Raw genomic sequence first — 18,009 nt, forward strand, 5'->3', positions numbered from 1 at the left:
TGATACCGGGCCTGGAGGTAAAATGGCAAAGGTTATTTCAATTCTGGGATCAACTGGTTCCATTGGCGTTCAAACTTTGGACGTGGCAAGAAATCTTGGAATAAAGGTTGCAGCAATGTCTGCAAATTCAAATATAGATTTACTGGAAAAACAGGTTCATGAGTTCAAACCCCAGTTGGTTTCAGTGGCGGATGAAAAACTTGCCGCCGAGCTTAAAAACAGGCTTGCAGGAATTAAGGTCCAGGTCCTGTGGGGACTTGAAGGAATGCTTCGCACAGTGGATATTCAGGGGTCTGACACTGTAGTTACCTCTGTTGTCGGAACAGCCGGACTGATACCTACAATGCATGCAATAAAAAACAGGAAAAACATAGCCCTGGCAAACAAGGAAACCCTTGTAACCGCAGGACAACTGGTTATGCAGGAGGCGGGAGTTCAGGGTGTCAGAATATTTCCCGTGGACAGCGAGCACTCTGCAATATACCAGTGTCTTATGGGCAACGATGAAAAACAGGTTGAAAAAATAATTTTGACTGCTTCAGGAGGGCCTTTCAGGGGCAGAACTCTTGAAGAACTCCGGGATATCACTCCTGCTCAGGCTCTTAAGCATCCCAACTGGAGTATGGGCAGCAAGATAACCATTGATTCGGCTACACTAATGAACAAAGGACTGGAAGTGATAGAAGCAAAATGGCTGTTTGACAAAGGTCTTGATAAAATTCAGGTGCTTGTGCATCCTCAAAGTATAATTCATTCCATGATTGAATATATTGACGGCTCGGTAATGGCGCAATTAGGTTCTCCCGATATGAGAATTCCTATCCAGTTTGCTCTCACCTTTCCTGACAGGCAGCCCAATAATTTTCCAAAGCTGGATTTGCTTAAAACTTCACAGCTTACTTTTGAAAAACCTGATGTAGAAACCTTCAGGTGCCTGCAATTGGCATTTGATGCCTTAAAGGAAGGCGGAACCATGCCTGCGGCAATGAATGCTGCAAACGAAACAGCCGTGGCGGCATTTTTGAAAAACAGAATATCATTTACCGGCATCCCGGATATAATAGAAAGGGTAATGCTGGCACATACAGTGAATATTTGTCCATGCCTGGACGATATAATAGAAATAGACGGCTGGGCGAGAAGGCAGGCCGAAAAGGAAATCAAAGGACAGACTGATATCCTTTAAAACAGAAATGGAGGAATTTATGGGTATAGTACTTGCAATATTGGCTCTAAGCTTTTTGATAATAGTTCACGAACTTGGACATTTTATGGTGGCAAAGGCTTTCAAGGTGAAAGTAAATGAATTTTCACTATTTATGGGGCCCAAGCTGTTTTCCTTTAAAAAAGGCGAGACCTTGTATTCTCTCAGACTTATACCTCTTGGAGGCTACGTGAAAATGGAAGGTGAGGAAGAGGCCTCCGAGGACGACAGGGCATACAACAGAAAGCCCATAGGTGTCAGAGCGGCAATAATAGCCGCCGGCCCAATAATGAACATACTGACTGCGCTGATATTTGCTTTTATTATAATATCCCAGACAGGCTATTACACAACCCAGATAAAGGCCATCCAGCCCGGCTCTGTGGCGGCAGCCAAGGAACTGCAGGTTGGTGACAGACTTTTGAAATATAACGGCAAGACAATATATAACGTAAATGATCTTGGTATATTTTCCTATCCTTTGACAGATGAGAGCATCCAACTGGAATATGAGCGCAACGGTGAAACAAGGACTGTGGAGCTTAAGCCGGACAGACAGAGTTATATACTTGGCTTTACTCCCCTGGATGATGAACTGGAAGGTGCAAAATCCAATGTTGTTGAGGCTGTGTCACCTAAATCACCGGCTGCACAGGCGGGTTTGAAGGAGGGCGACAGGATTGTGGGACTCAATGGGACAGAGGTCGGCACCAGAAAGGACATCCGTGAAATTCTGCAGCAGAATAAGGATAAGTCCGTTCGCATAGAGGTTGAGAGGGCAGGGAAGGAACTGGAATTAAAGCCGGTGGTTCCAATGAAGAGTAAAAATTCGGAATTTTCTGCCATTGGCATCCTTGACTTTGAACATGTAAAGGGAGGAATAGGAAACACTGTAAAGGAAGCCGTAAAATACAACATATTCATTTCCAGGTCAATATACTATTCCCTGGGCTGGCTGTTTACAGGAACGGTTCCTGCAAGTGACCTTATGGGGCCTGTGGGAATAACCACCACAATCAGCAACGAGGTTGCTTCAAGTGCTTCGGCTATGGAAACGGTTATACGGCTGCTGACTATTACAACCATGATCAGTATCAACCTGGGACTTGTAAATCTTATCCCGTTCCCTGCCCTTGACGGAAGCAAGCTGGTGCTGCTGCTCATAGAGGGTATCAGGAAGAAGCCGCTCAATCCTGAAAAGGAAGCCTTGATAACAATGGTTGGAATGGTTATTTTGATAATGCTTATGATTTATGCCACCTTCAATGACATATTAAGATTGGGAAGAGGCTAGCTGGCAGGTTTCATAAAGTCAATTGCCGGTGAAACTCCACCCTGCTTGGAGGCTTTGGCCTCACCCAGGCCGATGAGCTTAAGCCCATGGCAGTTGACCTTGACGGGAGAAGAACATAATGGAGAATTATATAGAAAGAAAACAAACAAAGAAAATAAAAGTGGGAGATATCTTTTTGGGAGGAGATTCTCCTATTTCTGTTCAATCAATGACAAATACTGATACCAGGGATGTTAAGGCGACGGTTGAGCAGATAAAAAGGCTTGAGGAGGAAGGCTGCCGGATAATCCGGGTTGCTGTTCCGGATATACAGTCCGCCGAGGCAATTTCTGAAATAAAAAAAGGCATTAAAATACCTCTGGTTGCAGATATTCACTTTGACTACAGGCTGGCCCTGGAGTGTATGAAAAACGGCGCGGACAAAATACGTCTCAATCCCGGGAACATTGGCGGTCAGGACAGGATCCGGCTGGTAGCCCGTATGGCCAAGGAGCGTCAAATACCTATTCGCATTGGTGTAAACTCCGGTTCTGTGGAAAAGAGCATAATTGAAAAATATGGTGGGGTAACTCCACAGGGGATGGTTGAAAGTGCCTTGAATCATGCGGCTTTGCTGGAGGCTGCTGACTTCGGAGATATTGCGGTCTCAATAAAGGCTTCAAGTGTCCCCATGACTATAGCCGCATACAGGCTGCTTTCAAAGGAAACTTCATATCCTCTGCATGTGGGTGTCACAGAGGCCGGAACCATTTACAAGGGGACCATAAAGTCTTCTGTGGGAATAGGCTGCCTGCTGGCTGAGGGAATAGGAGACACCATAAGAGTGTCGTTGACAGGTGACCCTGTGGAAGAAGTGCGTGCGGGCAAGCAAATACTTAAGTCTCTTGGTCTGCTGAGGGAGGGTGTGGAGGTAGTATCCTGCCCCACCTGCGGAAGAACAAGAGTTGATCTTATAGGAATTGTAAATGAAATAGAGCCTGTTCTGGACAAGCTGGACAAGGATATAAAAGTGGCTATAATGGGCTGTGCCGTCAACGGCCCAGGCGAGGCCAAGGATGCAGACATAGGTATTGCAGGCGGCGTAAATGAAGTCCTCCTTTTTAAAAAGGGGCAGATAATTAAAAAAATTCCCCAGGAAAAAGCAGTACAAGAGCTGATTGAGGAAATAGGCAAGCTGTAGAAGCTTCAAGCATACTGCGGATTTCTCTCAGGATGTTTTGGGGGGACCGTCTCCAACAGCTTTATGGAGGCTTATCCAGGTTACCTGGCACAATGTAAATTTATAAAACTCATATGGAGCACTCCAAAAGGGAAGGTGCAGCCTTTTATGTACAAAACCGCATTTAAGTGTCCAAATTGTTCAAAAGCCCTGAAGCAAGGCATGAAACAGTACTTTTGTCCAAATGGGCATAATTTCGATATCGCAAGGAAGGGATATGTGAACCTTCTGCTTTCAAGCCACATCGGGGCAGGGACTCCCGGTGACAGCAAAGATATGCTTCTGTGCAGGAGAAATTTTCTGGACAGGGGTTTTTACGAGGAATTTTCCAATGGAATCAATGCTCTTATAAAACTTCCTGAGAATGAACTTGAAAATCCTTCCGCAACCGCAGGAAATAGCGGGAATAGCTTGGACTGTAGCATCAATATACTGGATGCCGGCTGCGGAGAAGGCTATTACATAAGCAGGCTTAAAAAAGCTTTGGCGTGCCGGTGTGAAAACAGAGGGATAAATTATTACGGAACCGATGTATCCAGGGATGCAATAAACTATGCTGCAAGCAGGGACAAGCATATACGCTTTGCGGTTGCAAGCAGCTATCACCTGCCGTTTACAGGCAGTACACTGGATTATATACTGTGTATATTTGCACCCAGGGATGACGAGGAATTCAAGCGCGTACTCAAACCTTCGGGCAAACTGCTGGTGGCAGTGCCGGGAGCCCGTCATCTTTACGGCTTGAAGCAGTTAATATATGAGGCTCCTGAGGCAATAGGACAGAAGGGAACTGTTGGAGGCGGCTTTAAACTTTTAGAGGAGATAAATATCCGGTATGAAATAGAACTGACGGACAGGCAGGACATATTTAACCTCTTCAACATGACTCCATACAGCAGGCATGCCGGGCTTGAGGCTGTTGAAAAGCTGGACGGGCTTGAAACTGAAGTGGATTTTTCCATTCTTCTGTATGAAAGACCTTAACCCAAATATTATCTTAATTTCGATTTGTCAAATACTTTTAAAAGCAAGTTGGGGTTTTATATGTTAAAATAAGAATTGATTATAAAATCAGCTTGCTGTTAATTAGCCACTATAAATATAAATTTTTTTATTTTGGTTCATACTGGTACGCATAAAATGTTTTTTCAAGGAAATAAATCATAAAATGAGGTTTTTACATATGGATGGTTCAGCAAATACAATTAAGCTTTTTCAAGATTTATTCCCTGGGATGGTGGATTTTAACGGGGAATTTTCTGTTTTCAGAGAACTTGGCGTCAGCAGGATGAAGGTTTTCATAAAATCCAACAGGCTTGAAATACATACTTCCGGACCTGCACTGATCGGCCCCGCGCTTGTGTCAAAGCTGGAGAGCCACCTGTCCCGGTGTCTTGGAGCAGAAAGCATCGTCATAAAGGTAAAGTGTACCGGCGAATACTCCATAGAAGACTTTTTCAAGTCACAGTGGAATGAAATAATACTCATGCTCAGCGGCAAGGTTGCAGTATGCAGAGGAATACTTGCGGGCAGCACCTGCCAGTTTAGCGAGGGCAAGGTTTTTATAAGGCTTGCCACAAAGGGTGCTCAGATACTTAAGGCACAAAACTGCCATGACATTATAGAGCAATATATCGAGGACACCATTTCAAAAAGGATAAAGGTGGAATTCCAGGATTTGCAGGTTGATTCCTCCATAATGGAAGAATATGTGGCACAGAAGGAAAAAAACGAGGCCAGTGTTGTAAGCTCCGCTATAACTGCAATTCCTTCCGAGGCAAAAGCTAAAAGTACTTCCGAGAGCCGGGGAGGATTTGCAGGAGAGAGTCCGGCTGGCGGCATTATTGCAGGCAAACCGTTTACAGACAGCATTATGAGAATTTCGGAAGTGACTCCCGATTCAGGAAAGGTAGCTATTGCAGGAGAGGTATTCAGAACCGAATCCAGGGAAATCAGAGGCGGAAAATATATATACATATTCGATGTTACCGATTATACAAGCTCTGTAACAGTTAAGATGTTTGTTGATAAAAAGGAGTTTTCAAATATATCCCAGCGCATTGTTGAGGGAGTATGCCTCAGAATAAGGGGAGACGCCCAATATGACAAGTTCTCAAAGGAATTGGCAGTAATGGCCTTCGACATTGCTGAAACAGAGAAGGAAATCAGGCACGATGATGCTGAAAACAAAAGGGTGGAGCTTCATCTGCACACACAGATGAGCTCTATGGACGGTGTGACTCCTGTCAAGGAGCTTGTAAAAAGAGCCGCCAAATGGGGGCATAAGGCCATAGCAGTGACCGACCACGGTGTGGTGCAGGCTTATCCTGATGCCTACGGTACTTCAAAAAAGCTGGGAATAAAGATTATTTACGGGCTTGAATGCTACCTGCTGGACGACAATGTGCCAATTGTATATAATCCTGGTGCACACACGCTGGAAGACGAATTTGTAGTTTTTGATATAGAGACCACAGGCTTGAATTCACATACCGACAGAATTACCGAAATCGGAGCAGTGAAGCTTAAGGGCGGTCAGATTATTGACAGGTTCAGTGCCTTTGTCAACCCCGGCATACCCATACCCAGCATGATTGTCAAGCTCACAGGCATTACAGATGAAATGGTAAGAGAGGCTCCCCCCATTGAGCAGGTACTCACTGACTTTATGGAATTTATCCAGGGGACTGTTCTGGTTGCCCACAATGCAAATTTTGACGTGGGCTTTATCAGGCAAAATGCAAGGATTATTGGTGAGAAAGTTAAAAATCCGTACATAGACACCCTTGAACTGTGCAGAAAAATGTTTCCGGAGCTTGGAAAGTACAAGCTTAACATAGTTGCAAAGCATCTGAAGATAGAGCTGGAAAATCATCACAGAGCGGTGGATGATTCCATGGCTACTGCCAGGATATTCCTGCACTGCATGAACCTTTTGAAGGAAAAGGGCTGCAATACAATAAAGGACATTGAGAATGCCTTTGGTTATGAGGTGAACGTTAAGGCCGCCTCTAGCCATGCCATCATACTGGTGAAAAATTCGGTGGGCCTGAAAAACCTATATAAAATAGTATCTCAATCCCACTTGAAATATTTCTATAAAAAGCCCAGAGTGCCCAAGAAGCTGCTGATGGAATACAGGGAAGGTCTTATACTGGGAAGTGCTTGTGAAGCCGGTGAGCTGTACAAGGCCATACTGAACAGCAAAAGCGAGGACGAAATATCAAAGATTGTAAGGTTTTATGATTATCTTGAAATACAGCCGCTGGGAAATAACCAGTTCCTTGTAAACAACGGAAGAGTATCCTCTCAGGAGGAATTGAAGAAAATAAACAAAAAAATTGTCAAGCTTGGGGAGCGTCATCAGAAGCCCGTAGTTGCAACCTGTGACGTTCACTTTATGGACCCCAGGGACGAGGTGTTCAGACGGATACTTATGGCAGGCCGGGGGTTTACCGACGCAGACAACCAGGCTCCCCTCTATTTCAGAACCACTGAGGAAATGCTGGAGGAGTTTGCCTACCTGGGGCCGGAAAAGTCACGGGAGGTTGTAATTGACAATACCAACCTGATTGCCGACATGATTGAAAATATTGCGCCGGTGCTGGAGGGGACTTTTCCGCCTAAAATAGAGGGGGCCGAGCATGATATTGAAGAAATGGCCATGTCCAGGGCAAAGGAGATATACGGAGAAAACTTGCCGGAAGTGGTTCAGCAGAGGCTTGAAAAGGAGCTTAATTCAATTATAAAGAACGGCTTCGCCGTAATGTATCTCATAGCCCAAAAGCTTGTTTCAAAATCCGTGGGAGATGGCTATCTGGTCGGCTCCAGAGGTTCGGTAGGTTCTTCCTTTGTGGCGAACATGTCAGGAATAACGGAGGTAAACTCCCTCCAGCCCCACTATATATGCGAGAGCTGCAAGCACTCCGAGTTTATACTTGACGGCTCCTATGACTGCGGCTTCGACCTGCCGGACAAGGTGTGCCCTGTATGCGGCAATAATCTTAAAAAGGACGGCTATGATATTCCCTTTGAAACCTTTTTGGGTTTTGACGGGGACAAGGAGCCTGATATAGACCTTAATTTCTCAGGAGAGTACCAGCCGGTGGCCCACAAGTACACAGAGGAGCTTTTTGGGGAAGGCTATGTTTTCAGAGCAGGTACCATAGCCTCCGTAGCAGAAAAGACAGCATACGGCTATGTGAAGAACTATCTTGACGAGAAGGGAATCATAGTCACCAATGCAGAAATAAACAGGCTGGTAAAAGGCTGTACAGGCATCAAGAGAACCACAGGCCAGCATCCCGGAGGTATAATGATAGTTCCCAAGGATAAGGAGATATTTGATTTTTCACCTATTCAAAGACCTGCAGATGACACCTCCTCTGAAATTGTGACCACGCACTTTGACTATCACTTCCTGCACGGAAGCATACTAAAGCTGGACATTCTGGGACACGACGACCCTACGGTTATCAGGATGTTGGAAGACCTGACCGGCGTGGATGCCACAGCCATCCAGATAGGTGAAGCCAGGACCATGAGCCTTTTCAACAGCACCGAGGCACTGGGTGTGAAGCCGGAGGACATCGGCAGTGAAACAGGAACCTTTGCCATACCGGAATTCGGCACAAAATTTGTCAGGCAGATGCTGGTTGATACAAAACCCAGGACCTTCTCAGAGCTTATCAGAATATCAGGACTGTCTCACGGTACCGACGTCTGGCTTAACAATGCCCAGGATCTGATCAGGGACGGAATAACAACACTGTCTAAAAGCATCTGCTGCCGTGACGATATAATGATTTATCTCATGCACGCCGGACTTCCTCCGAAAACTGCGTTTAAAATCATGGAGGATGTAAGAAAAGGCAAGGGTGTCAAGGAAGAATATGAAGCTGTCATGAAGGAAAACAAGGTTCCGGACTGGTACATAAAGTCCTGCAAGACCATAAAGTACATGTTTCCAAAGGCCCATGCCGCAGCTTATGTAATGATGGCCTTCCGTATAGCCTGGTTCAAGGTATATCATCCTGAAGCCTTTTACGCTACTTACTTTACAGTCAGGGCAGATGACTTTGATGCTGAAATGATGGCCCAGGGACAGGAAAAGGTTAAAAATAAAATCAGGGAATATGAGATGAAGGGAAATAATATTACCACAAAGGAAAAGAACGTACTGACCATTCTGGAAGTTGCCAATGAAATGTATGCCAGAGGGATAAAGTTCCTTCCAATAGATTTATATTTGTCTGAGGCAAAGAAGTTTAAAATAGAGGAGGGTTCAATAAGACCGCCTCTCAATGCACTCCAGGGCCTTGGTGGAGCGGCAGCCCTTAATATCGTTGAGTCCAGAAAAGACGGGGAATTTCTCTCTATAGACGAGCTGAGGACAAAGGCAAAAATAAGCAAATCCGTTATTGAAATACTGGAAAGAAACAATTGTCTGAGGGGTTTGCCTGAAAGCAATCAGTTGTGCTTATTTTAAACCAGATGGGCATATAATTATTATTTTTTAAAGACTTTGTTCAAAATGGTAATAAATTGTTGATAATTTGAAATAATAATGATATAATACACAAGGATAGAGGTTTAATAGACTTGACTGCCAAGAGTGGGTAATCCCACTCTTTGTTGTTTATCAGACCAGATAGCGGCCGGATAAAATACACAGGCCGGTCAGGTACCCGGAGCAGAGCATGTTGAAAAGTCAGTTAATTTAACTATATGATTGACTTGGTAAAGGGCACATTTTGTGCCCCCGTTTTTGTTGTGCGGAGCTTTTTTCTGCGTGGCTGCCGGCTTAAACCTGACTTACTGGAGGACGAGTATAAATGAAGAGAAACATACCGCAGGATATCATGGAACTGGCGGCACCTGTAGTTGAAGCGCTGAATTATGAGTTGGTTGATGTGGAATTTATAAAAGAAGGTGCCAACTGGTATTTGAGAATATACATTGATAAGCCCGGCGGCATAAGCATTGATGATTGCCAGGCGGTCAGCGAACAAATGAGCGGAATACTTGACAAAAAAGATCCCATTGAACAAAGCTATTATTTGGAAGTTTCCTCACCCGGCCTTGAAAGGCCCTTGAAAACCGAGAGGGATTTTGTTAAATATAAGGGCGAGCTGGTTGAAGTCAAGGTTTTTCAGCCTATTGACGGCAAAAAGGTGTTTGAAGGTCAACTGGTGGGCTTAATCGAAAATAAAATTGTAATAAGCGATGCTGGAAATGATATAGAATTTGACAGGGAAAAGGTTGCAATAGTAAAAAGGGCCATTAAATTTTAAATTTTAATTTAGTAATGGGAGGTTGACGTAATGAGCGCTGAGTTAATACTTGCACTTGAACAGTTGGAAAAGGAAAAGGGTATTAAAAAGGAAATTATAATTGAGGCTATTGAAGCCGCGCTTATTTCTGCATATAAGAAGAACTTTGGTTCTGCCATGAACGTAAAGGTAAATATAGATAGAATTACCGGTGATGTTAAAGTTTTCGGACTCAGAAAAGTTGCCGAAGTTCCGGATATGGATCAAATGGATATTTCAGTGGATGAAGCTGCAAAATTGAATCCTACCCTTGCGGTGGGTGATATCGCCGAAATGGAGGTTACTCCCAGGTCTTTCGGAAGAATAGCCGCCCAGACAGCAAAACAGGTAGTTGTTCAGAAGCTCAGAGAGGCTGAAAGAGGAATAATATACGATGAATTCTATAACAAGGAAAGCGATATAGTAACAGGCATTATTCAAAGAATAGAAAAGAGAAATGTCATAGTTGACCTTGGTAAAACCGAAGCCGTACTTGCACCTACAGAACAGACTCCGGGAGAAGAGTACCGCTTCAATGAAAGGCTCAAGTCTTATATTGTGGAAGTTAAGAAAACCACCAAGGGTCCTCAGATAATGATTTCCAGAACTCATCCCGGTCTTGTAAAAAGACTCTTTGAGCTTGAGGTTCCGGAAATTCACGAGGGTGTTGTGGAAATAAAAAGTATTTCCCGTGAACCGGGTTCCAGAACGAAAATAGCAGTATTTTCCAGAGATGAAAATGTTGATCCGGTTGGAGCCTGCGTAGGCCAGAAGGGAACCAGAGTTCAGGCCATAGTTGATGAACTCAGGGGCGAAAAGATAGATATCATAAAATGGAGCAATGACCCCAAGGAATATATTTCCAGCAGCTTAAGCCCTGCCAAGGTTGTGAGGGTTGACGCCAATGAAGAGGAAAAGGCTGCGCGTGTTATAGTACCTGACTATCAGCTTTCACTGGCAATTGGTAAGGAAGGCCAGAATGCCAGACTTGCTGCCAAGTTAACCGGTTGGAAAATTGACATAAAGAGTGAATCGCAGTTAAGACAGGCAATAGAGAGACAGCTTTTTGATGACAGCATCAGTACAGGTGACTTTATGGATTTTGATGTTGAAGAGCAAAATGATACTTACGACGGTGACCAGGATGAGGATGTTTTCATAGATTGATAGGTAATGATTTCCCGCTGGTGTCTGTAATACATTAACTGTCGGAGTATCGGTAGCAATTGACTATAGGAAGGTGTGGATGGATGAAGCAAAAAAAGATTCCATTGCGTATGTGCCTTGGCTGTAAGGAAATGAAGCCAAAAAGGGAATTAATACGTGTGGTAAGAAATAATGAGGGAGAAATCAGTATTGATCTAATTGGTAAAAAGCCCGGCAGAGGTGCTTACATCTGCAGAAGTGCCGGTTGTCTGGAACAGGCTATCAAAGCCAAGAGACTGGATAAGGCTTTTGAAACAACCATAGACAGCGAGGTATACGAAAACTTAAAATGCCAATTGGAGGGAAACGATGGATAGGATTTATTCCTTATTGGGCCTTGCTAAAAAAGCCGGTCAGTTGCTATCCGGGGATGAAACTTGTGAAAGAGCCATAAAATCCGGTAAGTCAGTGCTGGTAATTGTAGCAGAGGATGCTTCTGAAAACACGAAGGACAAATTTAAGAGTATGTGCGTTTTCCGGGATATATCCTATAGGGTATATGGCGAAAAGCTGGAACTTGGCAGATGCACCGGAAAAGAAATACGCTCTGTTATTTCGATTCAGTCAAAGGACTTTAAAAATGGCCTTCTTAAGCTAATAGATAATCAAATAAACGAATCCGGGGGTGAAGGTATTGGATAAAGCAAGGATATACGAGCTAGCCAAAGAACTTAATACTACAAGTAAGAGGTTAATGGAAAAGCTTGCTGAGATAAATATAAATGTTAAAAATCATATGAGCCTTCTTGAACCTCATGAATTAGATGCACTTTATAAGCATATTGGTGTAATAAAACATGATGACAAGAAGGATGAGGATAAGAGAGCCGGTTCTGCGGACACTTCTCATTCAGCCGACAAAAAGAAGGACGTTAAAAAGGATATGAAAAGTGCTCCAAGAATCATCAGAACCACAGAGATAGTCATTGACAGCAAGGGCGAAGCCGGAAGCACAGAGCATGGGGGATACGTCAAGAAGGAAACTAATCAAGGCCATGCAAAGCCCAGCTATGTTAAAACCGAGTCCAGTACATCGGGACTTAGACCAGGTTATGTAAGAGATAATATCCATGACATGAAGAATAAACCTGTTGCCAGGACAGACAGGTCTTCGGAACTTCAGAAGAATCCAATCAAGACTTCAGTTGCTCAGCATGATGATTCTTCAGCGTCAAGGCAAAATGTAAAACCTGAGGTCATTAAAAAAGAGGAAAATATTGTGGCGGATAAGACTATTCAAACTGATGTGAGTATATCAAAAAATATCAATTCAAATGATACAGCAAATAAGGAAAATTTAGCTGAAAGAGTGGATATGAAACCAAACGCAGTTACTGAACCTAAGGAAGCGGTTGCAGCGAAAGATGCAGCTCCGGCTTCAAGGAATGAAAGTATGGGAAACAAGGTTGAAGAAGTCATCCGGCCCGAAGCAAAGGCTTCTGAGGAAACCCCGGGCAAAATTCAGGGAGAAAAGCCGCAGGGTGACAGACCGCAGGGGGATAGGCCACAGGGACAATATAACAGACCACAGGGTGACAGACCCCAGGGCCAGTACAACAGGCCACAGGGTGACAGACCCCAGGGCCAGTACAACAGGCCGCAGGGTGACAGACCCCAGGGCCAGTACAACAGGCCGCAGGGTGACAGACCCCAGGGCCAGTACAACAGGCCGCAGGGTGACAGACCCCAGGGCCAGTACAACAGGCCGCAGGGCGACAGACCCCAGGGCCAGTACAACAGGCCGCAGGGCGACAGACCCCAAGGCCAGTACAACAGGCCGCAGGGCGACAGACCCCAGGGCCAGTACAACAGGCCGCAGGGTGACAGACCCCAGGGCCAGTACAACAGGCCGCAGGGCGACAGACCCCAGGGGCAGTACAACAGGCCGCAGGGTGACAGACCCCAGGGCCAGTATAATAGAGGTGACAGGCCACAAGGTCAATATAACAGACCACAGGGCGACAGGCCACAAGGCCAGTACAACAGGCCGCAGGGTGACAGACCCCAGGGCCAGTATAACAGAGGCGACAGGCCACAAGGCCAATACAACAGGCCGCAGGGCGACAGACCTCAAGGTCAGTATAACAACAGACAACAAGGTTTGGATATTCCAAAGCCTGATGTTTCGGTTGCCCAGGATCAGTTTGACTCCTTGAGAAATGAAGCCAGAAGAGAATTCCAGAGTAAGGATATAGATAAGAACGTCAAGAGAGAAGAAAAGCAAAAGAAGGAGTCACCAAAGACTACTACTGACAAGAAGCAGAGATTTAAACCTCAGAAGATAGTTATTGAGAAGAAAGGTGTTTCAGAAATTCTTGATGAAAATTACATCTTTGACGAGTTCTACAGTGATGATGGGAAGAAAAAGAGGCTGCCCAGGAACAGAAAGAATGAAAAGCTGCAGGAAAAATACATTCCGCCTAAGGCAGTGCTTACCTCAATAACAATACCCGAATCTTTGACAGTTAAAGAGTTGGCAGAGTCATTAAAGAAAACCTCAACGGAAATTATTAAGAAGTTGATGAATTATGGAGTTATGGCTACATTAAACAACGAGGTTGATTTTGAGACTGCAACAATTATCGCAGAAGAGTTCGGGGTAAAGACTGAAAAGGCTGTACAGGTCAGTGAGGAGGATATACTCTTTGATGATGCTGAAACAGTTGACGAATCAAAATTACAGACAAGACCTCCGGTGGTAGTTGTAATGGGTCATGTAGACCATGGTAAAACCTCATTACTTGATGCTATCAGAAGTGCTCATGTCATTGACAGCGAAGCCGGCGGAATAACCCAGCATATTGGAGCTTATACTGTTAAAGCAAATGACAAGCTTATTACCTTCCTGGATACACCTGGGCATGAAGCCTTCACGGCAATGCGTGCCAGAGGTGCTCAGGTAACGGATATTGCCATACTGGTTGTTGCAGCCGATGATGGTGTAATGCCTCAGACAATAGAAGCTATAAACCACGCGAAAGCAGCTAATGTCTCAATAATTGTTGCCATCAACAAGATTGATAAGCCAGGTGCAAACCCAGACAAGGTTAAGCAGGAGCTTACAGAGTATGGCATAGTTGCGGAAGAATGGGGCGGAGATGCAATAATGGTGCCTGTTTCCGCAAAGAAGAGAGAAAATATCGATCAATTGCTGGAAATGGTGCTCTTAGCTGCCGACATGCTTGAATTAAAGGCAGATCCGGACAGACAGGCAAAAGGAACAATCATCGAAGCCAAGCTGGATAAGGAGAGAGGCCCTGTTGCTACTGTGCTTGTTCAAAGAGGTACCTTGAAAATTGGAGATTCCATGCTGGCAGGTTCGGCCTTTGGTAGAATCAAAGCCATGAACAGTGATAAAGGTGTTTCCATAAAGAGTGCCGGACCTTCCATGCCGGTTGAAATCCTTGGTATGAATGAAGTACCGGAGGCAGGAGAGGTATTCTATGCAGTTACCGATGAAAAGGTAGCCAAACAGTTGGTTGAAAAGAGAAAGTTCAGACTGAAGGAACAACAATACAAGTCAAGTGCCAAGGTAACTCTGGAAGATTTGTTCACCCAGATTAAAGAAGGTAAGGTTAAAGATTTGAATATAATCATCAAGGCAGATGTTCAAGGTTCTGTGGAAGCAGTGAAGCAATCCCTTGAAAAACTCAGCAATGATGAAGTGCGAGTCAGGACAATACACGGTGCGGTTGGTGCAATTACCGAATCGGATGTAACTCTGGCACAGGTTTCAAGTGCAATCATTATCGGCTTTAATGTAAGGCCGGGAGCGAATGTTACTGAGGCCGCAAAGAATGCAGAAGTTGATATGAGGTTGTACAGTGTAATTTACAAGGCAATCGAAGACGTTCAGGCTGCTATGAAGGGTATGCTTGAGCCCACCTATAAAGAAGTTGTACTTGGCCATATAGAAATAAGGCAGATATTCAAGGTTTCAGGCATTGGGACCATTGGAGGTGCCTATGTAACAGATGGCAAGGTGCAGAGGAATTCCGAAGTCAGAGTTGTAAGAGAAGGTATCGTAATTCATGAGGGCAAGCTGGCATCCCTGAAGAGATTCAAGGATGATGTAAAGGAAGTTGTTGCCGGCTATGAATGCGGTGTTTCCGTCGAACGCTTCAACGATATTAAAGAATTAGACGTTATCGAAGCCTTTGTAATGGAAGAAGTAAAAAGATAAAACGGAATTTGTTCGAATAGGTTGAAGTGGATTGAATTCCAATTCAACCTATTCGTATATGTCAAGAAAATTACATGCTTGAATGAAACTGCATTGGCAATACTATTTATGTGTGGGTAAGCTTTAAAATAAACAATAGTTTTGCTTTTATTGAAAATATGGAGGATAGAATTTATGGCTGATAGAATAGTCAGGATTTCTGAGGAAGTTAAGAAGGAAATAAGCAGCATAATTCAAAATGATCTTAAGGACCCCAGGCTTCCAAACATGGTAAGCATAATATCCTGTAATGTTACCAAGGATCTGAGGTATGCGAAGGTATATATAAGTGTCCTGGGCAATGATGAACAGAAGAAAAATGCCATAAGCGCGCTAAAGAGCGCGGCAGGGTTTATCAGGCGGGAGCTTGGACACAGGCTGCAGCTCAGGTATACTCCGGAGATACATTTTGAACTTGATACGTCTATTGAGCACGGAATATATATAAACAAGTTATTGGATGATGCGAAGAAGGAACTAAACGATTAGTGGGGGGGATCGAGGCTGGATGGATAGAGAAATAGTCAAACTTTTGTCGGAGGCTGGGGGAGTTGCAATATTTCCTCATGTTTCTGCTGATGGAGATGCAATAGGTTCTTCTCTGGCACTTGCAATGGCGCTAAAAAAGGCAGGCAAAGATGTAGTTGTGTATGTGGAGGAAAACATTCCGGCAGTGTACAGGTTTTTGCCGGGAACAGAACTCACCCGTTTTTATGATTCTTCAGACGAGGCCATGGATATTAATCTGGCACTGGACACTGGAGACGTTGGCAGGCTGGGAACCCGCGGAGAAGCTTTTTTTAAGGCTCCCTGCACTGTAAACATTGACCATCATGTGACAAACACCAAATTTGCACTGCTCAACTACGTGGATGAAACATCTGCCTCCACAGGTGAGATAGTGTATATCTTGCTCAAAAAATTGAAGCTCCATATTGATACAGATATGGCCACCTGTCTGTACACCGCAGTAGCTACAGACACAGGAGGCTTCAAATACAGCAATACAACGGCTGAAACCCACAGGATAGCCTCCGAACTGGTATCAGCCGGCATAGATATCGGAGAGCTTTCTCAAAGAATTTTTGACAATACCACTTACCCAAAGCTCAGGCTTACTCAAAAAGCCATTGAACTATTGGAGTTTTATGAAAATAACAGACTGGCTGTAGTTACCTTTTCCAGGGCTGATTTGCTGGCTACGGGAGCCTCCGATGAAGATTGTGACGGAATTGTCAACATAGGAAGGTCTGTTGAGGGCGTGGAGGTATCTCTTCTGGTAAAGGAAAAAAATGCTGAGGAGGTAAGGGTAAATCTGCGTTCCAAAACCTATGTGGATGTGTCCGAAGTGGCGGCGGCTTTCGGTGGCGGAGGCCACAAAAGGGCTGCCGGGTGCACTGTGAACGGTACATTGCAGCAGGTACGGGAGCAATTGATCGAGGCTGTGAAAGACCGTCTGTAAGGACCGTATTGCTTCTGAAATACGGCATAATATTTACATTGCAGTTTTGCTAATGGAAAGGTTGATATATAAACCAATATGAACGGAATTATAAATGTTCTGAAACCGGCAGGCATGACATCCTTTGATGTAGTAGGGTATCTGCGGAAAGTTGCAGGTCAGAAAAAGATCGGACACACCGGAACTCTTGACCCGTCCGCCGTTGGAGTTTTACCCATTTGTCTGGGAAATGCCACTGGGGCTATAGAATTTATGATGGAGAAAGACAAGGTATACCGTGCTGAACTCACACTTGGTTATGCCACAGATACACAGGATGCTTCAGGAAATGTCATATACACGGGAAGTGTGGAGCCAGACCATGCCGCCATTGAAGCTGCCATAGGCAGCTTTACAGGGGAGCTGGAACAGCTTCCTCCAATGTATTCCGCTATAAAGATAAATGGAAGAAAGCTGTATGAACTTGCAAGAAAGGGCGAAACAGTAGAGCGCCAGCCAAGAAAAATAAGAGTATTTGATATAAAAATCTTAAGAATCTGGGAGCAGCCGGATGAGTTTGGCCATGACCGGGAGCACTCCGGCAGATTGCCCGGAAAAATGCTGAAAAAAGCGCTTTTTGAGGTGCACTGTTCCAAGGGAACCTACATCAGGACACTTTGCCACGATATAGGAGAAAAGCTTGGATGCGGCGGGCATATGTCCTTTCTCGTAAGAACCAGGGCAGGCAGGTATGGCTTGGACACTGCGCTGACTCTGGAGGAGATAAGGGAACTGTCAGACCGCAGGCGGTTGGAAGAAAGTCTTATACCTGTTGAAACGGTATTCGAAGATTTTGACAGTATCCGGCTTGACGAAAGAGAAACCTTCAAATACTCCAATGGTGTGTGGCTGCAACTGGATGTCTTAAATGGAAAATCTGATGATAGCAGCCCTTATATCAGGGTATATGATAACATGGGGACTTTCCTGGGCATAGGTGAAATGTTCGGCAGCCCGCGGGGAACCTGTCTGAAATCCAGGAAGTTTTTTACTAATTAGGGCTTATACTAAAGGGTGCTGAAGGCCGCAGGCCGGTATTCACCCTTTGGACC

At 44.6% G+C, this 18,009-nt stretch carries 13 protein-coding genes; all 13 read left to right on the forward strand.

Features of this window, described 5'->3' with window-relative positions; genetic code table 11:
• Nucleotides 1-22 precede the first annotated feature (22 nt).
• The 13 genes from CLHUN_RS00145 (at nt 23) to truB (ending at nt 17,956) form a co-directional block, all read left to right on the forward strand.
• On the forward strand, nt 23-1,186 hold the full coding sequence (locus CLHUN_RS00145; protein WP_080062538.1) for a 1-deoxy-D-xylulose-5-phosphate reductoisomerase: 1,164 nt from the start codon (nt 23-25) through the stop codon (nt 1,184-1,186).
• Nucleotides 1,187-1,205: 19 nt separating this feature from the next.
• Nucleotides 1,206-2,498, forward strand: coding sequence for an RIP metalloprotease RseP (gene rseP / locus CLHUN_RS00150; protein WP_080062539.1), 1,293 nt, complete (start codon nt 1,206-1,208; stop codon nt 2,496-2,498).
• A 118-nt stretch (nt 2,499-2,616) separates the two neighbouring features.
• Nucleotides 2,617-3,678, forward strand: coding sequence for a flavodoxin-dependent (E)-4-hydroxy-3-methylbut-2-enyl-diphosphate synthase (gene ispG, locus CLHUN_RS00155; RefSeq protein WP_080062540.1), 1,062 nt, complete (start codon nt 2,617-2,619; stop codon nt 3,676-3,678).
• A gap of 147 nt (nt 3,679-3,825) precedes the next feature.
• Nucleotides 3,826-4,701: a putative RNA methyltransferase gene (locus CLHUN_RS00160; RefSeq protein ID WP_080062784.1), complete on the forward strand. Its 876-nt coding sequence runs from the start codon at nt 3,826-3,828 to the stop codon at nt 4,699-4,701.
• Between the two features lie 199 nt (nt 4,702-4,900).
• Nucleotides 4,901-9,205, forward strand: coding sequence for a PolC-type DNA polymerase III (locus CLHUN_RS00165; RefSeq protein WP_080062541.1), 4,305 nt, complete (start codon nt 4,901-4,903; stop codon nt 9,203-9,205).
• A 346-nt stretch (nt 9,206-9,551) separates the two neighbouring features.
• Nucleotides 9,552-10,010: a ribosome maturation factor RimP gene (gene rimP, locus CLHUN_RS00170; protein ID WP_080062542.1), complete on the forward strand. Its 459-nt coding sequence runs from the start codon at nt 9,552-9,554 to the stop codon at nt 10,008-10,010.
• A 30-nt stretch (nt 10,011-10,040) separates the two neighbouring features.
• Entirely contained in the window at nt 10,041-11,195 is a 1,155-nt protein-coding gene (gene nusA / locus CLHUN_RS00175) for a transcription termination factor NusA (protein WP_080062543.1), read from the forward strand.
• Nucleotides 11,196-11,278: 83 nt separating this feature from the next.
• Nucleotides 11,279-11,551 carry an RNase P modulator RnpM gene (gene rnpM / locus CLHUN_RS00180; RefSeq protein WP_080062544.1) on the forward strand — a complete coding sequence of 91 codons (273 nt, stop codon included), beginning with the start codon at nt 11,279-11,281 and terminating at the stop codon, nt 11,549-11,551.
• The gene (locus CLHUN_RS00185; RefSeq protein WP_080062545.1) at nt 11,544-11,876 is read left to right on the forward strand and encodes a L7Ae/L30e/S12e/Gadd45 family ribosomal protein; all 333 of its coding nucleotides are present in this window, start codon (nt 11,544-11,546) and stop codon (nt 11,874-11,876) included. Before rnpM ends, CLHUN_RS00185 begins: the two co-directional genes overlap by 8 nt.
• Nucleotides 11,869-15,417, forward strand: coding sequence for a translation initiation factor IF-2 (infB, locus tag CLHUN_RS00190; protein ID WP_080062546.1), 3,549 nt, complete (start codon nt 11,869-11,871; stop codon nt 15,415-15,417). Before CLHUN_RS00185 ends, infB begins: the two co-directional genes overlap by 8 nt.
• A 174-nt stretch (nt 15,418-15,591) precedes the next feature.
• The gene (gene rbfA, locus CLHUN_RS00195; RefSeq protein ID WP_080062547.1) at nt 15,592-15,945 is read left to right on the forward strand and encodes a 30S ribosome-binding factor RbfA; all 354 of its coding nucleotides are present in this window, start codon (nt 15,592-15,594) and stop codon (nt 15,943-15,945) included.
• Nucleotides 15,946-15,964: 19 nt separating this feature from the next.
• Nucleotides 15,965-16,918, forward strand: a complete 954-nt coding sequence (locus CLHUN_RS00200) for a DHH family phosphoesterase (protein ID WP_080062548.1) — start codon at nt 15,965-15,967, stop codon at nt 16,916-16,918.
• Nucleotides 16,919-16,996: 78 nt separating this feature from the next.
• Nucleotides 16,997-17,956 carry a tRNA pseudouridine(55) synthase TruB gene (gene truB / locus CLHUN_RS00205; RefSeq protein ID WP_080062549.1) on the forward strand — a complete coding sequence of 320 codons (960 nt, stop codon included), beginning with the start codon at nt 16,997-16,999 and terminating at the stop codon, nt 17,954-17,956.
• Nucleotides 17,957-18,009: the final 53 nt, after the last annotated feature.

The organism is Ruminiclostridium hungatei, assembly GCF_002051585.1.
Classification (GTDB): domain Bacteria; phylum Bacillota; class Clostridia; order Acetivibrionales; family DSM-1351; genus Ruminiclostridium; species Ruminiclostridium hungatei.